This is a genomic window from Streptomyces sp. M2CJ-2, from assembly GCF_016757295.1.
Taxonomy (GTDB): domain Bacteria; phylum Actinomycetota; class Actinomycetes; order Streptomycetales; family Streptomycetaceae; genus Streptomyces.
Map to the genome: position 1 here is coordinate 35,606 of NZ_JAESIF010000016.1, position 21,173 is coordinate 56,778.

The window sequence follows — 21,173 nt, forward strand, 5'->3', positions numbered from 1 at the left end:
GGAGAGCTTGTGACGCCAGCCCCTCTCGCCGCCCGACTCGGCAACCCCAGCGGACCGCTGTTCTTCCCGGTCACCGCCTACGGAACCGACGGCACCATCGACCTCGACACCTACCGGCTCCATGTACGGCGCGGGGTCGAGGCCGGGGCCGCCGCCGTCTTCGCCTGCTGTGGGACCGGGGAGTTCCACGCCTTGCCGCCCGAGGAGTTCGAGGCCTGTGTGCGGGCCGCCGTCGAAGCGGCCGAGGGGCGTGTCCCGGTCGTCGCGGGCGTCGGCTACGGCACCAAACTCGCGGTGCACTGGGCCGAGCTCGCCCGACGTGCCGGGGCGGACGGGCTGCTCGCCATGCCGCCCTACCTGGTGCGGGCCGGTCAGGAGGGACTGCTGCGGCACTACCGGGAGCTCGCCGCGGCGAGCTCCCTGCCGGTCATCGTCTACCAGCGCGACAACGCCGTGTTCACTCCCGCGAGCGTCGTCGAACTGGCCCGCACCGACGGGATCATCGGCCTCAAGGACGGCCACGGCGACCTCGACCTCCTGCAGCGGACCGTCAGCGCCGTACGCACCGAGGCTCCCGGCGACTTCCTCTACTTCAACGGACTGCCCACCGCCGAACTGACCCAACTCGCCTACCGGGGCATCGGCGTCACCCTCTACTCGTCCGCGGTGTTCTGTTTCCTGCCCGAGGTCGCCCTCGCCTGCCACCAGGCCCTGCGCACCGGCGACCGGGCCACCGTGGACCGCCTGCTGGACGGCTTCTACCGGCCCTTCGTCGAACTGCGCGACCAGGGCCCCGGGTACGCCGTCTCCCTGGTCAAGGCCGGGGTGCGGCTGCGCGGGCTCGACGTGGGCGAGGTACGGCCGCCGCTGAACGAGCCGTCCGGGGATCATGTCGAACAACTCGCTCGGCTGATCGAGCGAGGGCTCGCGCTGCTCGAGGAGGCCAAGTGAAGGCATCGGCGTTCGTCTACCCCTGGGACGTCAACGGGGACCCGGAGGCCCCCGCGCGGATCGCCGCGCTCGGCGTGGCGCAGGTGACGCTCGCCTCCGCCTACCACTCCACCCGCGCGCTGACCCCCCGCCACCCGCGCCACCGCGTCGTCACCGCCGAGCACGCGGCCGTGCTCTATCCGGCCGGCGCCCACTGGTCGGGCCGCACCCCGCGCCCCCACCCGGCCGGGGACTGGGCCCCCGGCGACGCCTTCGGCGAGGCCGCGACGGCGCTCACGGACGCGGGCCTGGAGGTGCACACCTGGGTCGTGCTCGCGCACAACTCGCGGCTCGGTGCCGAACACCCCGAGACCTCGGTCGTCAACGCCTACGGCGACCGCTACCCCTGGGCACCGTGCATCGCGCAGCCCGCCACGCGGGCGTACCTGACCGACCTGGCCGCCGAGGCGGCGGTGCGGCCCGGAGCGCGCGGCACCGAACTGGAGTCCCTCGGCTGGTACGGGCTGGCGCATCTGCACGCCCACGACAAGACCGCCGGGGTCGGTCTCGGGGACGCGGGGCAGTACCTGATGTCCCTGTGCTTCTGCCCGTCCTGCCGCGAGGGCTACGGGGTCCGGGGCCTGGACGCCGGTGAACTGGCCGTGTCCGTGCGGACCGCGCTGGAGCCGGTGTGGCGGGGGACGGCCTCCGGCGGGGGAGGCTGGACGGGCGTCGAGAAGCTCCTCGGTGCGAAGACGGCGGCCGCCACGCGCACGTGGCGCGAGGAGACGGCCCGCACGCTCCAGGAGGCGGCGGTCCGGGCGGTACGCGACGCGGCGCCCGAGGGCTTCCAGGTCCTGCTGCACGCGGACCCGGTGCCGTACCACTGCGGCGCCAACGCCGGCGTCGACCCCGCGCACATCCTCTCCGTCGCCGACGGTGTGGTCGTCCCCTGCACCGGGGGCCCCGGCCCGCTGACGCCGTTCGCACAGGAGAACCACCCGGGCAGCGTCCTCGCCGCCAACTTCACCGTGGTCTCCGGCATGGGCGGCAGCCCCGGCACCCTCACCACGGACGCGGCCGGGGCCCGCCGCCTCGGCGCGACGGAACTACGGCTCTATCACGCCGGGTTGGCGTCGGACGGCGACCTGGAGGCGGTACGCGCGGCGCTCGCCGCGCTCTGAAACAGCCCCGCCGCCGGCACCAGCAGGGCGAGTCCGAGGACGGCCAGTACGGGCCGGTGGTCGATCAGCTCCACCAGCGCCGCGCCGGCCGCCAGCCCGATCACGTTCGGGGTGAACACCAACGTGTTGGCGGTGGCGGTGACCCGGCCCAGCAGCGGGCCCGGGGTCTCGCGCTGCACGGCGGTCAGCGCGGCGATCAGCAGGGCGGGCAGCCCCGCACCGATCGCCGCGCTGCACGCCCACGCCACCGGATCGGACGGCACCGCCCGCAGCGCCACCCCACCGGCCAGCAGGACGATCCCGTACGCCGCGAACCGCCGCTCGCCCAGGCGGCGCAGGGCGGGCCCCGCGCACAGGCCGAGCGCGACCGACCCGGCGCCCTGGACGGCGTACAGCACACCCGGAGTACGCGGGGGAGTGGCCGAGGCCGTCGACGACGGCGTAGACCAGCGCACCGTTCAGCCCCGCGCACAGCATCGTGGCGCCACCCGCCAGGACCAGGGGCCGCAGGACCGGGTGCGAGCGGAGGAAGCGGACGCCCTCGGCGGTCCGTCCACGTCGGCCGCCGACCGGCGGCGCGGGACGCTGCTCGCGGACGTTCAGAAACAGGTACAGCACCGCCGCGACGGCGAACGTGACCGCGTCCAGAAAGGCGACCGCCGGTCCGCCGTGGGCCGTGTAGAGGCCCGCGCCCGCCAGTGGGGCCAGCAGTTTCATGCCCTCGGTGGCGGTCGTGCGCAGCCCGCCCAGGTCACCGAGCAGCGACCGGTCCACGGCGGTGGCGGCCAGCGCCGACTCGGCCGCGTCGTTCACGACGCCCGCCGCGCCGTACACGAACAGGACGGCGAAGAGGAGCCACAGGGCCTGCGGCGAGTCGACGGTGACGAGGGTGAGCAGGAGCGCGGCCATCAGCAGACTTGTGCCGATCAGCAGGGGCTTGCGGCGGACCCGGTCGGCGAGTGTGCCCAGCAGCGGGCCGGCCAGGGTGGGCGCCCACATGGCCAGCAGGCACAGGGCGGCGAGGCCGTCCGAGCCGGTGAGGTCCTTGACCCAGACCCCGGAGGCGAGCCACAGCGCGGAGGTGCCGAAGCCGGAGACCACGACCCCGGAGAGGAGGAGCCCGGCATCGGGGTCCCGGAGCACGCGCACCAGTGCCCACGTCGTGCCGTTCGTCGTCTTGCCCGTCGTCCTGTTCGTCGTCATACCCGGTCATCGTGGGGCTAAGGACCGGACGGGGGGATCGGGCGGACGCCGTAGGGAGGGGAGGGGGTAGCGATGAGTTCCGGGTGCGGCATAGGTCTGTCTCCCAGGAAGCACCACCACGCACGGCCACGGAGGAGCAGCTCATGACCGACCCGATTCTCGACCTCGGACCGCAGGCGCGGGTCGTGGCGCGACTCGCCGAGGGGGTCGCCGACGTGCAGCTCGCGGACGGGACGCCCTGCCCGCGGTACGCGGTGCGCGACATCCTGGGCCACCTCGTGGGCCTGTCCGTCGCCTTCCGCGACGCCGGGCGCAAGGACCTCGGCGTCACCACCGACACCAGCCCGGACGCCGCCGTGCCGCACCTGGGGCCCGGCTGGCGCGAGGAACTGCCCCGGGTGCTCGGCGAACTCGCCGACGCCTGGCGGGACCCCGGGGCCTGGACCGGCATGACCAGGGCCGGGGGAGTGGACCTGCCGGGCGAGGTGGCCGGAGCCGTGGCCGCCGACGAACTGGTGATCCACGGCTGGGACCTCGCCCGCGCCACCGGCCAGGACTACGGGCCCGACCCCGCCGCCCTCGACGCCGCGCACGCCTTCCTCCTCGCCGCCGCGGCGGAACCCGGCCGGGACGGCGGCGAGGGCATCTTCGGCCCCGTGGTGCCGGTGCCGTCCGACGCCCCGCTGCTGGACCGGACCGTGGGGCTGAGCGGCCGCGATCCGGGGTGGACGCGGAAGGCCTGATCAGGGAAGCCCCAGGGACCCTTCGAGCGGCCGGGTGCCCGTCACCTCCGGGTGACGGGCACCCGGCCGCGCCGCGTTCGCGGGATTGCGGAAGCACACGGGCCCGGCCGCGAATCCGGCCAGGGGGCGGCCGGGAGCGGCGTGGACAGCCCCTCCCGGAGGGCGGGAACGGCCACCGGAACTTCCTTTGTCAGAGGCATTGACGAAACCCCGGGCCGCTTCTAGTTTCGTCGCGTCGTACTTCGTACGTCATATATGAGACGCGATATGTGAGATCCGAGAGGCGCGCATGACCTCTGTGCCCACGCCGATCCCCTCCCGCACGCAGTACGTGCTGGAGGAGATCAAACGACGCATCCTCAGCGGCCGGCTGACACCGGGCCAGGCCCTGGTCGAGGCCGACCTCGCCGCGCAGTTCGGGGTGTCCAAGACCCCGGTGCGCGAGGCCCTCAAGACCCTGGCCGGTACCGGACTGGTCGTGATGAGCCAGTACAAGGGCGTCACGGTGCGCATGGTCGACGCGGACATGGCGCGCGAGGTCCAGGACGTGCGGCTCCTCCTCGAACCCGAGGCGCTCCGGCGCACCGTCCGGCGCGGTGCCTCCCTGGACGCCGCGCGCGACGCGCTGGCCCGGGCCGACGAGGCCACCGACACCGCCGAACGCTCCCTGAGCAACCGCGAGTTCCACCGCGCGCTGTACATGCCGTGCGGCAACCCGCTGCTCGGCCGGATGCTCGACGAGGTCCGTGACCAGGCGGCGCTCGTCTCCGCCGTGGCCTGGGCCGCCGACCCCTCCTGGGAGCGGGAGGCGAGCGAGCACCGCGAGATCCTGCGGCTCGCCCTCGACAAGGACGCGGACGGCGCGGCACGAGCCCTGCACGCGCACATCGCGTCCTTCGTGCGCCGGGCCTTTCCCGACGCGGACCTCGACACCCAGGCGCCCCAGGAAGTACAGGAAGCACCGGAAGCCCAGAACCAGAAAAGCGAGGACGGCCAGGCATGACGACGACGTTAGAGACCCAGCGGGCGGCCCTGGCCGACGTGGTGGCGATCCCGGTGACCCCGTTCGCCGAGGACGGCTCCGTCGACCCGGCCGGCTACCGGGCCCTGCTGCGCCGCCTCCTCGACGCCGGCATCACCACCCTGACCCCCAACGGCAACACCGGCGAGTTCTACGCCCTGACGCCCGAGGAGCGGCGCACCGTCGCCGAGCTGACCATGCAGGAGACCGGTGACGGCTCGTCCGTCCTGGTCGGCGTGGGCCACGACGTACCGACCGCGGTCGCCTCCGCACGGCACGCCCGTGACCTCGGCGCGCGGATGGTGATGGTGCACCAGCCCGTCCACCCCTACGTCTCCCAGAGCGGCTGGGTCGACTACCACCGCGCGGTCGCCGAGGCCGTGCCGGAACTGGGCGTCGTCCCCTACATCCGCAACGCCCGGCTCGCCGGCTCCCGCCTCGCCGAACTCGCCGACATCTGCCCCAACGTCATCGGCGTGAAGTACTCCGTACCGGACGCGGCGAAGTTCGCCGCCTTCGCGCGGGACGCCGGCATCGAGCGGTTCGTGTGGGTCGCCGGGCTGGCCGAGCCGTACGCCCCCTCCTACTTCTCGGCGGGCGCCACCGGCTTCACCTCCGGCCTGGTCAACGTCGCCCCGTCGGTGTCGCTGAACATGCTCGGGGCGCTCCGGTCGGGTGACTACGCGACCGCCATGAAGGTCTGGGAGCAGATCCGCCGTTTCGAGGAACTGCGCGGTGCCAACGGTTCCGCCGACAACGTCACCGTCGTCAAGGAGGCCCTCGCCTCCCTCGGCCTGTGCCGGCGCGAGGTCCGCCCGCCGAGCAGGCAACTGGCCGAGCACGAGCGGGCCGAGGTCGCCGCGATAGCCGCGGGGTGGTCCGTATGAGCACCCCGATGAATATCCCGACGGACGCCCTGAGGAAGCGGCCCGAGGAACTGCGCAGCCACCAGTGGTACGGCACGGACGGGCTGCGCTCCTTCAGCCACCGCGCCCGCACCCGCCAACTCGGCTACCTGCCCGAGGAGCACCTGGGCAAGCCCGTCATCGCCGTGCTCAACACCTGGTCCGACATCAACCCCTGCCACAGCCACCTGCGCGACCGCGCGCAGGCGGTCAAGAGAGGTGTCTGGCAGGCCGGCGGCTTCCCGCTCGAGTTCCCGGTCTCCACGCTCAGCGAGACCTTCCAGAAGCCGACCCCGATGCTCTACCGCAACCTCCTCGCCCTGGAGACCGAGGAACTGCTGCGGTCCTACCCGGTCGACGGCGCCGTGCTGATGGGCGGCTGCGACAAGTCCACGCCCGCCCTGCTCATGGGCGCGGCCAGCGCCGACCTGCCGACGGTCTTCGTCCCGGCCGGGCCCATGCTGCCGGGCCACTGGCGGGGCGAGGTGCTCGGTTCCGGCACCGACATGTGGAAGTACTGGGACGACAAGCGGGCCGGCGTCATCGGCGACTGCGAGATGCAGGAGATCGAGAGCGGCCTGGCCCGCTCGCCCGGTCACTGCATGACCATGGGGACGGCCTCCACGCTGACCGCCGCCGCCGAGGCCCTCGGCGTCACGGTTCCGGGCGCCTCCAGCATCCCCGCCGTCGACTCCGGGCACGACAGGATGGCCGCCGCGGCCGGTCTGCGCGTCGTCGAACTGGTCCACCGGGACCGGAAACTGAGCGACATCCTCACCGCGGAGGCCTTCGAGGACGCGGTGACGACCGTCCTGGGCCTGGGCGGCTCCACCAACGCCGTGATCCATCTGATCGCGATGGCCGGCCGCGCGGGCGTCGCCCTCACCCTCGACGACTTCGACCGCATCGCCCGCACCGTCCCGGTGCTGGCCAACGTACGGCCCGGCGGACAGACGTACCTGATGGAGGACTTCCACTTCGCGGGCGGTCTGCCCGGCTTCCTCTCCCGGATACCGGACCTGCTCCACCTGGACCGGCCCACCGTCTGTCACGACACCCTGCGCGAACAGATCGCCGGCGCGCGGGTGCACCACGACGACGTCATCCGGCCCCGGGACAAGCCGGTCGCCGACGAGGGCGGGCTCGCCGTGCTGCGCGGCAACCTCTGCCCGGACGGCGCCGTCATCAAGCACATCGCCGCCGAGCCGCACCTGCTGCGGCACACCGGGCCCGCGGTCGTCTTCGACGACTACCGCACCATGCAGCGCACCATCAACGACCCGGCGCTGAACATCACCGCCGACCATGTGCTGGTGCTGCGCAACTCCGGACCCAAGGGCGGGCCCGGGATGCCCGAGTACGGGATGCTGCCCCTCCCCGACCACCTGCTCAAGCAGGGGGTGCGGGACATGGTGCGGATCTCCGACGCCCGGATGAGCGGCACGAGTTACGGCACCTGCGTGCTGCACATCGCTCCCGAGTCGTACGTCGGCGGGCCGCTGGCACTGGTACGCACCGGTGACTCGATCACCCTCGACGTCGAGCAGCGGAAACTTCAACTCAACGTGGACGAAGAGGAGTTGGCGCGCCGCAGGGCCGATTGGACGCCGCCGCCGGTGCGCTACGAGCGCGGTTACGGCGCGCTCTACAACGAGCAGATCACCCAGGCCGACACCGGCTGCGACTTCGAGTTCCTCGCCCGGCCGGGCGCGGTGCAGGACCCCTACGCGGGCTGATCCGCCGGGCCGCGGGCCTGTCCGCACACCCATGTAGAAAGCGCTTCACCCCGCAGTGAGAGCGCACCGCACCGGGAACGCACCGCCCCGGGAACGCACCGCACAGCACGACGTACCGAGAAACGGAGAACAGTCATGGCCCAAGCCGCAGCCGTGGCGAAACCGCCCACGCCACCGAGGCGGCGCCGTGCCTCCGCCACACCACGCGGACTGCCGTACCTGCTGATCGCCCCGGCGGGGCTGCTCATGCTGGGCTTCATCGCCTACCCCGTCATCAGCGTCTTCTACTACAGCCTGCAGCACTACAACCCGACCAAGCCGTGGCGGAACGGGTTCGCGGGCTTCGACAACTTCGTCCACCTCTTCACCGAGGACCCGCTGTTCTGGGACACGCTGGTCTTCAGCGCCAAGTGGGTCTTCGTCGAGGTCGGCCTGCAGCTGATGTTCGGGCTCGCGCTGGCGCTCATCGTCAACCAGACCTTCGTCGGCCGGGGCATCGGCCGCGCCCTGGTCTTCTCCCCGTGGGCCGTCTCCGGCGTACTGACCTCGGCGATCTGGGTGCTCCTCTACAACTCCCAGACCGGCATCACCCGTTACCTCGCCGACATGGGCATCGGCGACTACGGCACCAGCTGGCTGTCGGACACCTCCACCGTCTTCTCGGCGGTGGTCGTCGCCGACCTGTGGCGCGGTGTCCCCTTCTTCGCCATCCTCATCCTGGCCGACCTCCAGTCCGTCTCCAAGGACCTGTACGAGGCCGCCGAGGTCGACGGGGCCAGCCGCTTCCAGCAGTTCACGCACATCACCCTGCCCCACCTCAAGGACGCCATCATCCTGTCCACGCTGCTGCGCGCGGTGTGGGAGTTCAACAACGTCGACCTGCTCTACACCCTGACCGGCGGCGGACCGGCCGGCGTGACCACGACGCTCCCGCTCTACATCGCCAACACCAGCGTCGACGCCCACGACTTCGGTTACGCCTCGGCGCTCACCACGGTCGCGTTCGTGATTCTGCTCTTCTGCTCGATCGTCTACCTGCGGCTGAGCAGGTTCGGAGGCGAAAGCAAGTGATCACCGAAGCGGCGACCCCGGCCGCCCCCGCCCCCGCGCGCTCCGCCGCCGAGCCGCCGAGCCGCCCCGCGCGGAAGAAGCACCGCGCCTGGGACGAGGTGCCCCGCCGGCACATCTACCTCCCGCTGGGCGTCTACCTGCTGTTCACGCTCATCCCCTTCTACTGGATCCTGCTCTTCGCCCTGCGCCCGGCCGGCTCGACCTCGCTGGTGCCCTGGCCGATGACCACGGTCCACTTCGAGAAGGTCTGGACGGACCGCGCCTTCGGCACCTTCTTCCAGAACAGCGTGCTCGTGGGCGTCGCCACCCTGCTCGCGACGACGCTCGTGGCGCTGGCCGGCGGCTACGCGCTCGCCCGGTTCGACTTCCGCGTCAAGCGGGTCTTCATGCTCGCCCTGCTGTGCTCCCAGTTCGTGCCCGGTGCGCTGCTCCTGGTCCCGCTGTTCGAGATCTTCGCCGGGCTGCAGATGATCAACTCGCTGGGCAGCGTCATCATCGCCGAGACGGTCTTCCAGCTGCCGCTGTCGATCATCCTCATCAGCAACTTCATCAAGAACGTGCCGTACTCCCTGGAGGAGGCCGCCTGGGTCGACGGGTGCAGCAGGATGCGGGCGTTCCGGGTGGTCGTCCTGCCGCTGCTGCGGCCCGGTCTGATCGCCGTCGGCTCGTTCGCCTTCGTCCACTCCTGGAACCACTTCCTGTTCGCCCTGATGTTCCTCAACAACCAGGAGAAGCAGACCATCCCGGTCGGCCTCAACACCCTGATGAGCGCGGACAGCGTCGACCTCGGCGCCCTCGCCGCGGGCGGCATCATCGCGGCCGTGCCCGTCGTGATCGTGTTCGCCTTCATCCAGAAGTGGCTGATCACCGGCTTCAGCGCGGGGGCGGTGAAGGGATGACCGCGCCCCGGTCCGCGCTTCGGCCCCTCCCCGTCGTACTCGCCGGTGCCCGCGGCCACGGCCGCTGGCACCTGGCGAACATCCGCCGGCTCCAGGAGGCGGGACTCGTCCGGCTGGCCGGCGTCTGCGAGCTCACCCCGCTCACCGAGGACGAGCTCGAGGGCGAGTCCGGGGACGGACTTCCCGAGCAGTCCGCCGACTTCGCCGCCCTGCTGGAGTCCACCGGAGCCGGGATCGCCATCGTCTGCACCCCGATCCCCACCCACACCGACCTCGCCCTCGCCGCCGCCGAACGGGGCGCGCACATCCTGCTGGAGAAGCCGCCCGCGCCGTCCTACGCCGAGTTCCGCCGGATGGCCGACGGGGTCGACGCGGCCGGTGTCGCCTGCCAGATCGGCTTTCAGTCACTGGGCTCGCACGCCGTGCCCGCGATCCGCGAACTGGTCGCCGGGGGTGCGATCGGCCGGGTCACCGGGATCGGCGGCGCCGGGGCCTGGGTGCGCGCCGAGGACTACTTCCGGCGGGCCCCCTGGGCGGGCCGGCGCCGGCTGAACGGCGTCGACGTGGTCGACGGTGCGCTGACCAACCCGCTCGCCCACGCCGTCGCCACCGCGCTGGCGCTGGGCGGCAGCACCCGCGCCGAGGACGTCACCGGCATCGAGACCGAACTGCTGCGCGCCAACGACATCGAGTCCGACGACACCTCCTGCGTCCGGGTCACCACCGCCCAGGGTCGGCCGGTCACCGTCGCCGCGACCCTGTGCGCGGAGCGGGCCGACGAGCCGTACGTCATGGTGCACGGCGCCAGCGGCCGGATCACCTTCTGGTACAAGCAGGACCGCGTCCTGGTCCAGCGCGCGGGCCACGGTCCCGAGGAACTCCACTTCGGCCGGACCGACCTGCTGGAGAACCTCGTCGCGCACCTCACCACCGGCGCCCCCCTGCTGGTCCCCCCGGACGCGACCGGCGCCTTCATGAAGGTCGTCGAGGCGATCCGGCAGGCCCCCGACCCCGCCCCGCTGCCCGACGGAGCCTGGCACCGCGTTCCCGGCGAGAACCGCCGTGTCGTACCCGGCATCGACCGGCTCGTCGAGGCCGCCGCCGACACCCTGTCCCTCTACTCCGAACTCGGCGCCCCCTGGGCGCCGCCCGCCCAGCGTTCCGCACAGCACCCGCCGAAAGAGGTGAACACCCGATGACCAGCGACGACTCCACGATCCTGCGCGTCGCCGGGCGGCCGGTCGGCCGGTACGTATCCCGGCCCGAGCTGCCCCGCAGGCTCTCCCCGCGCCCCTATCTGCACCCCGTCACCACCCTGGCCGGCACGGCGGTCACCGAACTGTCCCCCGCGGACCACACCCACCACCTCGGCGTCGGTGTCGCCGTTCCCGACGTCGAGGGGCACAACTTCTGGGGCGGACGCACCTACGTCCGCGACCGGGGCCCGACCGAACTGGACGACCACGGCTCCCAGCGGCACACCTCCTTCCAGCTGCGGAACCCCGACGGCTTCGTGGAGGAACTGCGCTGGATCGCCGCACCGGGCGAGCTGCTGCGTGAGCGCCGTACGGTCACCGCCACCGAACTCACCGACACCGCCTGGGCGCTGGACTTCACCTTCTCCCTCACCAACGCCACCGGGCTCCCGCTCTCCATCGGCAGCCCGGCCACCAACGGCCGCCCCGGCGCGGCCTACGGCGGCTTCTTCTGGCGGGCCCGCAAGGAGGCGACGGCACCGGACGCCTTCACCGCCTCGGCCGAGGGCGAGGCCGCGGTGCACGGCCGGCGGGCCGACTGGCTCGCCCTGGCCGGTGCCCGCTGGACGCTGGTCTTCGCCGGGGCCACCGGACCGACCCGCCGCGACCCCTGGTTCGTGCGCACCGCCGAGTACCCCGGCGTCGGCTCCTCCCTCGCCCACGACGAACGGCTGCCGGTCCCGCCCGGGGAGACGGTGGTCCGCCGTGTCGTCACCGTCGTCGCCGACGGCCGGCTCGGCCGGGACGCCACCGCCGCCCTGGTCCGCAAGGCGGTGAGCCCATGAGCGCCGCGCCGGCGGACACCACCTACCGGAACCCGGTCCTGGACGCCGACTGGTCCGATCCCGACGTGATCCGCGTCGGCGACGACTTCTACCTGACCGCCTCCAGCTTCGGCCGCGTCCCCGGACTGCCGCTGCCGCACTCCCGCGACCTGGTCAACTGGACGCTCGTCGGCCATGCCCTCGAACGGCTGGAACCCGAGAGTGAGTTCGCGGTCCCCCGGCACGACCGCGGGGTCTGGGCGCCGCCCCTGCGCCACCACGACGACCGGTTCTGGATCTTCTGGGGCGACCCCGACCAGGGCGTCTTCCAGGTCAACGCCCCGCAGATCCGGGGGTCCTGGACCCGACCCCACCTGGTGAAGGCCGGCAAGGGCCTGATCGACCCGTGCCCGCTGTGGGACGAGGAGAGCGGCGAGGCGTACCTCGTGCACGCCTGGGCCAAGTCCCGCAGCGGCGTCAACAACCGGCTCACCGGCCACCGCATGCACCCCCACGGCACCGAACTCCTCGACGAGGGCAAGGTGATCGTCGACGCCGACCGCATACCCGGCTGGTTCACCCTGGAGGGCCCCAAGCTCCACCGGCACGACGGCTGGTTCTGGATCCTGGCGCCCGCCGGGGGAGTGGAGACCGGCTGGCAGGGCGCCTTCCGGTCGCGTGAGTTCTTCGGGCCGTACGAGGAGAAGGTCGTCCTGGAACAGCGGGACACCGACGTCAACGGTCCTCACCAGGGCGGCTGGGTGCGCACCCCGACCGGTGAGGACTGGTTCCTGCACTTCCAGCAGCGCGGGGCGTACGGCAGGGTCGTGCACCTCCAGCCGATGCGCTGGGAGGCCGAGGGAGGCTGGCCGGTGCTGGGGGACGCCGGCGCGCCGGTCGCCGGGCACCGCCGACCGGACCTGCCCGCGCAGCCGGCCGCGGCGCCCGCCACCGACGACGACTTCCCCGGCGGCCGCCACGGCCGTCAGTGGCAGTGGACCGCCAATCCTCCCCCAAGCTCTCGGCTTTGCTCGAGCAGGGGGGACCCCCACGAGGGCTGGGCCACCCAGCACTTTGCGGACGGGCTGCGGCTGACCTGCGTGCGCACCGCCGACGCGCACGACCTGCGCAGGCTGGCGAACGTGCTCACCCAGCGGCTGCCCGGCACCCCGTGCACCGTCGACGTGGAACTGCGGCTCGACAGCCGGGAGCCCGGGGCACGGGCCGGACTCGCGGTCCTCGGCGACGCCTACCGCTGGATCGGACTCCAGCGGGGACCGGACGGCACCGCGCATCTGGTGCACCGGTTCGCCGAGACGACAGCCGAGAGGGAACGGGACGCCGACCACCCGCGGTTCGCCCCCGAGGGCCGGGCGAGGCTGCGGATCGAGGCCGGTGCCGGAGCCCGCTGCCGCTTCTCGTACGACACCGGGGACGGCTTCCGCTCCTCCGGGCAGGTCTTCGCCGCCACTCCGTGGCGCTGGGTCGGCGCCCTGCTCGGCCTGGTCGCCCTCGCCCCGACGGGCCGGGGGCACGCCGGGACGGCGACCTTCACGCAGTTCAGGATCAGCGCCGCGTAACCCCCCTCTCCGTGAGCCTGCCGGGAGCCGCAACGACGCGCCTCCTCGGCAAGCGCTTGCCGACGCCGCCCCCACGTGGCCGAGCACCACCGGACGACCGCGAGACGCCCCCACACCCGCACATCCCGTCGGAACCAGAAGAGAACCGGAAGAGAACCAGAAGAAGAGAGCCGACCAATGAAGATCAGCAATCGCAGAAGCAGCACAGGCAGGCGCCGGACGTCGGCCGTCGTTGCCCTGGGCGCCGTGCTCGCGCTGACCGTCACCGCCTGCGGCGACGACGGCAGCGGAGCCGGCGGCGACAAGGGTGCCGAGGGCAGCGGAACGGGCAAGATCACCTTCTGGGACAACAACGGCGGTGTCCGCACCGCGATCTGGAAGGAGATCATCGCCGACTTCGAGAAGGCCAACCCGGAGATCGACGTCGAGTACGTCGGGATCGCCGCAACCGAGTACCAGTCCAAGGTCGACACCGCCATCCAGGGCGGCGGCCTGCCGGACGTCGGCGGGATCGGCGCGTCGATGCTCGCGGGCTTCTCCGCCCAGAAGGCGCTCGCCCCGCTGGACGACCGGCTGGGCAAGTCGCCCCTCGACGGCAAGCTCAACAAGGACATGATCGAGTCGCTGCGTGCCGCCGGCGGCGGTGACGACCAGCTGTACTCGGTCCCGACCTCCGCGAACAACGGCGTCCTCTACTACCGCACCGACCTGTTCGAGAAGGCGGGCCTCGAGGAACCGACCAGCTGGGAGCGCTTCTTCGAGGCCGCGGAGAAGCTCAGCGACAAGGGCAAGAACGAGTTCGGCTACACCATCCGCGGTGGCGCCGGCTCCATCGCCCAGGCCCTGGACGCGATGTACGGCCAGTCCGGCATCACCACGTTCTGGGACTCCACCGGTGAGAAGACCACGGTCAACGACCCGAAGAACGTCAAGGCCCTCGAGAAGTACGCGGGCCTGTTCAAGAAGGTCACCCCTGCCGCCGACCTGAACAACGACTTCACCAAGATGGTCGCGCAGTGGGACTCCGGCACGATCGGCATGCTCAACCACAACCTCGGGTCGTACCAGGACCACGTGAAGGCGCTCGGCGCCGACAAGTTCCGGGGCATCCCGCAGCCCACCGGCCCCGACGGCGGCCGGGTCCAGGTCTCCAACCCGGTCGACGGCCTCGGCGTGTTCCAGAGCTCCAAGAACAAGGACGCCGCCTGGAAGTTCATCGAGTACGCCGTCTCGGCCGAGGCGAACTCGAAGTTCAACGAGTCCGCCGGGCAGGTGCCTTCGAACCTGGACGCCGCCAAGGACGACTGGATCGCCGAGGCGGAGCCGACCAAGCTGGCCGCGGACGCGCTGAGCGACGGGTCGACGACCATCGTCCAGCTGCCGTACTACCTGCCGGACTGGAACACCGTCTCCAAGGCCGACAACGAGCCGAACTTCCAGAAGGTGCTGCTCGGGGACATGAGCGCGAAGGACTTCCTCGACAACCTGGCCGAGCAGCTCAACGAGGCCCAGGCCGAGTGGCAGGAGCAGATGGCCTGAGCGGTTCCCGGTGTCACCGCGGGGCGGCCGCCGGCCCGTTCGCTCCGGGCCACGGCCGTCCCCGCGCCCGGCCGCGCCCCCGCGGCGCGGCCACCCGCACACAGGTACAGTCCCGCGCCCCGAGAGGCGCTCTTTTGGACCCTTGCTGAAAGGCACAGGCTTGTGTCGCTCACTCGCAGACAGGTTTCCGCCGCCGGACTCGGCCTCCCCCTCGCCCTCACGGTGACCGGCACCGCCCGGGCCGCGCCCCGGCGGCCCCGGCCCCGCACCCTCTGCATCGCCGGGGACTCCACCGCCGCCCAGAAGTACGCCGACGCCGCGCCGGAGACCGGGTGGGGCATGGCGCTCCCCTTCCTGCTCCGCCATGACCTCGTGGTCGCCCACCACGCCGTGAACGGACGGAGTTCGAAGAACTTCGTCGACGAGGGACGGCTCGACGCCGTCCTCGACGCCATCCGGCCCGGTGACCTCCTGCTGATCCAGTTCGCGCACAACGACGAGAAGGCCACCGACCCGAGCCGCTACACCGAGCCCTGGACGACGTACCGGGAGCACCTGCGGCTGTACGTCGCCGGGGCCAGGGCCCGCGGGGCGCGGCCCGTGCCGGCCACCGCCGTGGAGCGCCGGAGGTTCGACCCGGCCGGCGACGCCGTGCCGAGCCACGGCGCGTACCCGGCGGCGATGCGGGCGCCGGCCGACGAGGAGCGGGTCGCGCTGCTCGACATCCAGGCCCTGTCGCTGGCGCTGTGGCAGGAGCTGGGCGTCGAGGAGACCGAGAAGTACTTCAACTGGACGGCGACCGAGCAGGACAACACGCACTTCGACCCGCCCGGCGCGATCGCCGTGGCCCGGCTGGTCGCCCGGGAGCTGCTGCGCACCCGGGTGCTCGCGCCGCGGGACGTGCGCCGGCTGGACGAGGTGATCCCCGAGTCCTGGATCACCTGGCCGGACGCCGTCACCACTGTCTGACCGACCGGACGAGGAACACGAGAAACAAGCGAGAAACAAGGGAGAGCCGCACCATGAACAGACCGATATGGCAGGGGCATGCCATAGTGAGAGCCGCCTCGCTGGCCGGCTGCACCGCCCTCGTGCTGGCCCTGACCGGCACCGGCGCCCAGGCACACTCCGGCCATCACCCCGGCCACCCCCGGGACGCCGCCCGGCAGACGCTCGGTGCGAACGACGGCTGGGCGTCCCACGGAACCGGCACCACCGGAGGTGCCGACGCCACCGCCGAGCACGTCCACACCGTCAGCGACTGGGCCGGATTCAAGGCGGCCCTGGCGGACGGCGGCAGCGCCCCGAAGATCATCAAGGTGCGGGGGACGATCGACGCGGTCTCCGGGGGCTGCGACGCGCTCGCCGCCCCCGGCTACGACTTCGACGACTACCTCGAGAAGTACGCGCCCGAGACCTGGGGCCTGGAACAGGACCTGACCGGCGAGCCCGACGACAGCCCCGAGGGCCTGCGCAGGGCCTCGGCCGCCAACCAGGACACCGCCGTCAAGGCGAACATCCCCGCCAACACCACGATCATCGGTGTCGGCCGCGACGCCGGGTTCAAGGGCGCCAGCCTGCAGATCAAGGGCGTGGACAACGTCATCGTCCGCAACCTCACCCTCGAGAGCCCGATGGACTGCTTCCCGCAGTGGGACCCGACCGACGGCGACCGGGGCAACTGGAACTCCGAGTACGACACCGCCGTCGTGTACGGCTCCACCCATGTCTGGCTGGACCACAACACCTTCACCGACGGCGACCACCCCGACAGCGAGGCCCCCACCCACTTCGGGATGCTGTACCAGCAGCACGACGGCGAGCTGGACATCGTCCGGGGCGCCGACCACGTCACCGCCTCCTGGAACGTCTTCACCGAGCACGACAAGACGATCCTGATCGGCAACAGCGACGGCGAGTCCACGGCCGTCGGCGACCGGGGCAAGCTGAAGGTGACCTTCCACCACAACCTGTTCTCGAAGCTGGTCGAGCGCGCGCCGCGCGTCCGCTTCGGACAGGTCGACGTCTACAACAACCACTTCGTGGCCGGCCAGGGCTACGGCTACAGCTTCGGCGTCGGCAAGGAGTCCCGGCTCGTCGCCGAGCACAACGCGTTCACACTGGCCGAGGGCGTCAGCCCGGCGAAGATCCTCAAGCGGTGGAACGACTCGCCGCTCACCGCCCGGGACAACCGCGTCAACGGCAAGCGGGTCGACCTGATCGCCGTGCACAACGCGGAGAACCCCGAGGGGGCCCTCCGCTCCGGCGCCGGCTGGACCCCCACCCTGCGCACCGCCGTCCACCCGGCGCAGGCGGTCCCGGCGCTGGTCGAGCTCGGCGCGGGAGCGGGCCGCATCCGCTGACATCCCCTGACACCCCGCACCCCCGTTCGCCGGGGCGGGCGCGCTCCACCCCCACTGCGGCGCGCGCCCGCCCCGGTCCTCCCCGTCCCGAAGGAGCACCGCATGCCCTCCTCGCTGCCCGTGTCCAGAAGGGGTCTGCTGCCGGCGGGTGCCTCGGCCGCCACCGCGCTCGCCCTGGCGGCCACCCGCGAGGACCAGCGGTCCGCCGCCTTCCTGGCCGGTCTCGGCCGGGTGGACGCGCGCCGGGTCGCCGCCCTCGGCTTCTCCGCGGGCGGCGACCGGGCCTGGCAGGTGGCCGCGCTCAGCGACCACATCGCGGCGGCGAGCGTGCGGGGGAGACAGCCCCGGCCACCATCAGGTGCTCATGGAACCCGTGCGGAGGGGCCGGAGCCCGCCGGGCTCAGGAACCGCGCAGAAAGCCCGCCTCGTAGGCGGCGATGACGGCCTGGGTGCGGTCCCGGCTCCCGGTCTTCGCCAACACCTGCGCCACATGGGTCTTCACCGTGGCGGGGCCGACCTCCATCAGCCGGGCGATCTCCGCGTTGGTCAGCCCGGTCGCCATGTGCTGCAGCACCTCGCTCTCGCGCCCGGTCAGCCTCGCCGCCCACGCCGGAGGAGTGCGGGCCGTGCGCGCGTGCTCGGTGGCGAGTGCGCGCACCGCCGCCGGGAACAGCAGCGTGTCGCTGCGCGCCACCAGCCGGACCGCACCCACCAGCGCGTCGGCCTCCGCCCGTTTGAGCAGGAACCCTGCGGCTCCGACGCGCAGCGCTTCGTACACGTAGGAGTCGTTCTCGAAGGTGGTGACGACGACGATGCGCGGCGGCCGGTCGAGGCCGGTGAGGATCTGCTCGGTGGCGCGGATGCCGTCGATCTCCGGCATCCGTACGTCCATGAGGACCACGTCGGGTCCTTGCTCCCGCACGACCGACACGGCCTGGGCGCCGGTGGCCGCCTCGCCGACCACCTCGAGGTCCGGCTCGGCGGAGAGGATGGCTCGCAGGGCGGTGCGTACCATGCGCTCGTCGTCGGCGAGGACGACACGGATCGGGGTGGGGCTCGTCACGGGTGGTGTCCGGATTCTGTGAGCAGCGGCTCCGCCCGGGCGTCGAGCCCGGGCGGACTGTTCGCGTGCCGGGGGTTCAGGTCGTTCAGGTCGCGGCCCGCATCGGCAGCCGTACGCGCAGCCGCCAGGTGCCATCCGCCGGGCCCGCCCGGACGGTGCCGCCCAGCAGCCGGGCCCGGTCCCGCACACCGCGCAGGCCGTGACCGCCCCCGGGGCGGGCGGTGGGGGAGGCGTCTAGGGGGTTCTCGACGGGGTTCTCGACCGTGATCTCCAGATGGCCGTCCCGCACCTCGACGCACAGGGTCACGATGCCCCTCTCACCGGTGTGCTTGAGGGCGTTGCTCAGCCCCTCCTGCACGATGCGGTACGCCTCGCGGGAGAGGACGGCAGGCAGCGCGTCCGGCGGTGTCCCGATCGCGGCCGCCACCTTCAGCCCGCTCGCCCGGGTGGCCCGCAGCAGATCGTCGAGGCCGGCGGCCAGGGTGGGCGCCGGCACGGTGTCGTTGGCCTTTCCGTCGCGCAACACGCCCAGTACGGTGTCGAGTTCGCCCACGGTGCGGCGCGTGGTGTCCTCGATGGCGGCGAGGGCCTCACGGACGAATTCCGGGTCGGTGTCCAGGAGCCGGCGCGCCGCGCCGGCCTGGAGGGTGACCGCGCTCAGCGCGTGCCCGACCGAGTCGTGCAGCTCGCGCGCCAGCCGGTTGCGTACGGCGAGGTCGGCGGCGCGCGCCTCGGCGGCGGCGAGCCGGTCCTCGGGGGCGGGGCCGAGCAGCGCCGGAGCCCAGTGGGCCAGCAGCGCGCCGCAGCCGGCCGCACAGCCCGCCAGCGCGAGGAGCGAGGCCACACCCGCGACCGGCGAGAGCGCCAACGCCCAGGCACGGTCGAGGACTTCGGGCAACCCGAGCGGACTGTCCCGCAGCCCCGCGAAGAGCGGCAGCACGATCAGTACGGCGGCGAACGGCGGCACCGCCAGCGACATCCCGGCGACGATCGCACCCAGCCCCAGGTGCAGCGTGTACCAGGCCGCCGTACGGCCCTTCGCGCCCCGGGTGCGGGCGGGCCCGTCGGCGAGCCGGTCCCCGTCGACGCCGCACAGCCAGCGCACGGCGGTGGTCTCCAACGGCCGGGTCAGCGGAAACAGGGAGGTGACCGCGGCGAGCGGCAGGCCGACGGCGAACGAGGTGAGCTGAAGGGGGAGCGACGAGAAGACGGCGGTGGCGCCCGTCACGGGACCGATGACGACCGAGCCGACGAGCACGTACGGCATGGCGAGCGCGCCGCCCAGGATCAGATGGATCCAGCGCAGGCGCGCCCGCCGGCCGAACAGCGGCCGCGTGAACGCCCTCACGTCACCGGAGGTTTCACTGCCCCGGCGGACCGCGCCGCGAGGAAACGGGCGCCGACGGTGGCGACGAGCAGGCCGACGATCATCTGGCCAGCGTAGGCCAGGAGCATCAGGAGGGTCGGGCGGTCGGCGGACTCTCCCCCGGTGACCAGCGCGGCCATCGTCATCCAGCCGCCCCAGCAGGCCACGGCGCCGGAGCCGATCCCGGCGAGGGCCAGCGGCACCCGCACCGGGAGCACCAGGCCGCGCCCGAAGGCCAACAGGGCGCCACCGGTGACCGCGGTGAGGAGGAAGACCACGTACAGGGACTCCAGGACGTGGAAGTCGCTGCCCCGCTCCGCGACGAGGCCCGCACTCAGCCCGGTCGTGCCGCCGGCGGCCCAGACGAGCCGGAGCGTCAGCGGGAACAGGGCGAGTACGGCCGCCACGACCGCGGTGACCCGCTGCGCCGTCCCCGGGAGCCCGACGGGCAGATCCCCCATTCGGCCGCGCCACAGACGGCCCCAGCGGTCGCGGGCGTACAGCACGAACAGCATGCCCAGAGCGAGGCCCTGGACGATGAACCCGGTGTAGACGAGGGCGAACACCCACTCGTGCAGGAAGGGCTCGTCCTCGCCGCCCGCCGTGCCCGCGGTGCTCCCGCCGAGCGCGCGCACCAGCAACTGCAGTGGGTAGCCGGTCATGATCGGTGCGAGCAGTCCCGTCGCGACCCACATCGGCGGCGTAAGCACCCACGCCGGCACCCTGAGGCCCCACGGTCGGGTCAGGAGCAGGACGAGCACGATCACGGCGCAGTCCATGAGGATCGTCAGGACGTTCGCGACGACCATCCCGGTGGGGTGGTCCAGCAGCGGACTGCCCGCCGGAACACCGACGTGACTCCCGGCCACCCAGGCTGTCTTCAGAGCGAGATACGGCAGGCAGGCCAGGACGGCGACGGCGCGCAGCAGCCTGCGTGAGTGGGGGAGCGCGGGGCCGCCGGTGGTGAGGGAGAGTGTCTGTGACATGTCCTCAGGCTTCCGCGAGGCCGCCCACGGACGCGTCCTGCTCGGTGACGATCCGCCTCCCCCACGTGGGGGAGGCAGCGGTCAGCCGGTCGACGTGAGGAGGAGTTCGTCGATCTCCGCACCGCGCGCGGGCGCGTATCCCCTGTCCCGCGCGAAGACCCGGAAACCGCACTTCTCCAGCACCCGCAGCGACCCCGCGTTGTCGGCGGCCGCGCGCGCGTACAGCGGGCGCTCAGTCACCTCGGCCAGCAACTCCCGTAGAGCCGCCGTCGCGATGCCCCTGCCCCAGTACGCGCGGTCGATCCAGTACGTCACCTCACGCTCGCCGGGCTTCCCGTACACCGCCGCGTTGCCCACCACGTCGCCGTCGCACAGCACCGTGCGTACCACGACGTCCGGCGAGGTGCGGATACGGGCCCAGTGGGCCTCGAAGGCGTCCCGGTCGGCCGGGTCCTCGGCGGTGAAGGCCGCCATGCGCAGGGACTCCGGGTCGTTCGACTGCCGGTAGAAGACCGGCAGGTCGCTGTCGTGCACGGCGCGCAGGGCGATGTCCCCCGTGTCCAC

Annotated in this window: 18 protein-coding genes and 2 pseudogenes; 15 read left to right on the forward strand and 5 right to left on the reverse strand. The window is 72.6% G+C overall.

Annotation, left to right across the window (positions count from 1 at the left end):
- The first annotated feature begins 9 nt into the window (after window positions 1-9).
- Together JL475_RS15085 and JL475_RS15090 are read left to right on the forward strand one after the other, a co-directional pair.
- Window positions 10-951: a 5-dehydro-4-deoxyglucarate dehydratase gene (locus tag JL475_RS15085; protein WP_202278187.1), complete on the forward strand. Its 942-nt coding sequence runs from the start codon at window positions 10-12 to the stop codon at window positions 949-951.
- On the forward strand, window positions 948-2,114 hold the full coding sequence (locus JL475_RS15090) for a hypothetical protein (RefSeq protein WP_202278190.1): 1,167 nt from the start codon (window positions 948-950) through the stop codon (window positions 2,112-2,114). The genes JL475_RS15085 and JL475_RS15090 overlap by 4 nt, the downstream gene beginning before the upstream one ends.
- On the opposite strand, the pseudogene JL475_RS15095 reads toward JL475_RS15090, so the two are convergent.
- Window positions 2,051-3,317: pseudogene (locus JL475_RS15095) on the reverse strand (MFS transporter). The gene JL475_RS15090 and the pseudogene JL475_RS15095 overlap by 64 nt on opposite strands.
- Window positions 3,318-3,460: 143 nt before the next feature.
- On the opposite strand from JL475_RS15095, the gene JL475_RS15100 reads away from it, so the two are divergent.
- From JL475_RS15100 to JL475_RS15160, 13 genes and pseudogenes are all read left to right on the forward strand, one after another.
- Window positions 3,461-4,060, forward strand: a complete 600-nt coding sequence (locus JL475_RS15100) for a TIGR03086 family metal-binding protein (RefSeq protein WP_202278192.1) — start codon at window positions 3,461-3,463, stop codon at window positions 4,058-4,060.
- A gap of 289 nt (window positions 4,061-4,349) precedes the next feature.
- Window positions 4,350-5,063, forward strand: coding sequence for a GntR family transcriptional regulator (locus JL475_RS15105; protein ID WP_202278194.1), 714 nt, complete (start codon window positions 4,350-4,352; stop codon window positions 5,061-5,063).
- Window positions 5,060-5,968, forward strand: a complete 909-nt coding sequence (locus JL475_RS15110) for a dihydrodipicolinate synthase family protein (RefSeq protein WP_202278196.1) — start codon at window positions 5,060-5,062, stop codon at window positions 5,966-5,968. Before JL475_RS15105 ends, JL475_RS15110 begins: the two co-directional genes overlap by 4 nt.
- 8 nt (window positions 5,969-5,976) lie before the next feature.
- Complete coding sequence (gene araD / locus JL475_RS15115; protein WP_202278305.1) at window positions 5,977-7,722, forward strand: L-arabinonate dehydratase; 1,746 nt, start codon at window positions 5,977-5,979, stop codon at window positions 7,720-7,722.
- Between the two features lie 135 nt (window positions 7,723-7,857).
- Complete coding sequence (locus tag JL475_RS15120; protein ID WP_202278198.1) at window positions 7,858-8,793, forward strand: carbohydrate ABC transporter permease; 936 nt, start codon at window positions 7,858-7,860, stop codon at window positions 8,791-8,793.
- Window positions 8,790-9,692 carry a carbohydrate ABC transporter permease gene (locus JL475_RS15125; RefSeq protein WP_202278200.1) on the forward strand — a complete coding sequence of 301 codons (903 nt, stop codon included), beginning with the start codon at window positions 8,790-8,792 and terminating at the stop codon, window positions 9,690-9,692. The genes JL475_RS15120 and JL475_RS15125 overlap by 4 nt, the downstream gene beginning before the upstream one ends.
- A complete protein-coding gene (locus tag JL475_RS15130; RefSeq protein ID WP_202278202.1) occupies window positions 9,689-10,891 on the forward strand; it encodes a Gfo/Idh/MocA family protein in 1,203 nt (400 codons plus the stop codon). Before JL475_RS15125 ends, JL475_RS15130 begins: the two co-directional genes overlap by 4 nt.
- Window positions 10,888-11,733 carry a PmoA family protein gene (locus JL475_RS15135; protein ID WP_202278204.1) on the forward strand — a complete coding sequence of 282 codons (846 nt, stop codon included), beginning with the start codon at window positions 10,888-10,890 and terminating at the stop codon, window positions 11,731-11,733. The genes JL475_RS15130 and JL475_RS15135 overlap by 4 nt, the downstream gene beginning before the upstream one ends.
- Entirely contained in the window at window positions 11,730-13,292 is a 1,563-nt protein-coding gene (locus JL475_RS15140; protein ID WP_202278206.1) for a glycoside hydrolase 43 family protein, read from the forward strand. Before JL475_RS15135 ends, JL475_RS15140 begins: the two co-directional genes overlap by 4 nt.
- A 177-nt stretch (window positions 13,293-13,469) precedes the next feature.
- Window positions 13,470-14,831, forward strand: a complete 1,362-nt coding sequence (locus tag JL475_RS15145) for a sugar ABC transporter substrate-binding protein (protein WP_202278208.1) — start codon at window positions 13,470-13,472, stop codon at window positions 14,829-14,831.
- A 162-nt stretch (window positions 14,832-14,993) separates the two neighbouring features.
- Window positions 14,994-15,800: a rhamnogalacturonan acetylesterase gene (locus JL475_RS15150; RefSeq protein WP_202278210.1), complete on the forward strand. Its 807-nt coding sequence runs from the start codon at window positions 14,994-14,996 to the stop codon at window positions 15,798-15,800.
- 53 nt (window positions 15,801-15,853) lie between these two features.
- Window positions 15,854-17,194 (forward strand): polysaccharide lyase family 1 protein, encoded by a 1,341-nt coding sequence (locus JL475_RS15155; RefSeq protein ID WP_202278212.1) that lies wholly within the window; start codon window positions 15,854-15,856, stop codon window positions 17,192-17,194.
- Window positions 17,195-17,380: 186 nt separating this feature from the next.
- Window positions 17,381-17,521 (forward strand): annotated as a pseudogene (locus JL475_RS15160) (hydrolase); the annotation flags it as partial.
- Window positions 17,522-17,594: 73 nt separating this feature from the next.
- On the opposite strand, the gene JL475_RS15165 reads toward JL475_RS15160, so the two are convergent.
- The 4 genes from JL475_RS15165 to JL475_RS15180 form a co-directional block, all read right to left on the reverse strand.
- A complete protein-coding gene (locus JL475_RS15165) occupies window positions 17,595-18,257 on the reverse strand; it encodes a response regulator transcription factor (RefSeq protein WP_202278214.1) in 663 nt (220 codons plus the stop codon).
- Window positions 18,258-18,342: 85 nt separating this feature from the next.
- Window positions 18,343-19,605 (reverse strand): sensor histidine kinase, encoded by a 1,263-nt coding sequence (locus JL475_RS15170; RefSeq protein ID WP_202278216.1) that lies wholly within the window; start codon window positions 19,603-19,605, stop codon window positions 18,343-18,345.
- Window positions 19,602-20,609, reverse strand: a complete 1,008-nt coding sequence (locus JL475_RS15175; RefSeq protein ID WP_202278218.1) for a hypothetical protein — start codon at window positions 20,607-20,609, stop codon at window positions 19,602-19,604. The genes JL475_RS15170 and JL475_RS15175 overlap by 4 nt, the downstream gene beginning before the upstream one ends.
- 81 nt (window positions 20,610-20,690) lie before the next feature.
- Entirely contained in the window at window positions 20,691-21,173 is a 483-nt protein-coding gene (locus tag JL475_RS15180) for a GNAT family N-acetyltransferase (protein ID WP_202278220.1), read from the reverse strand.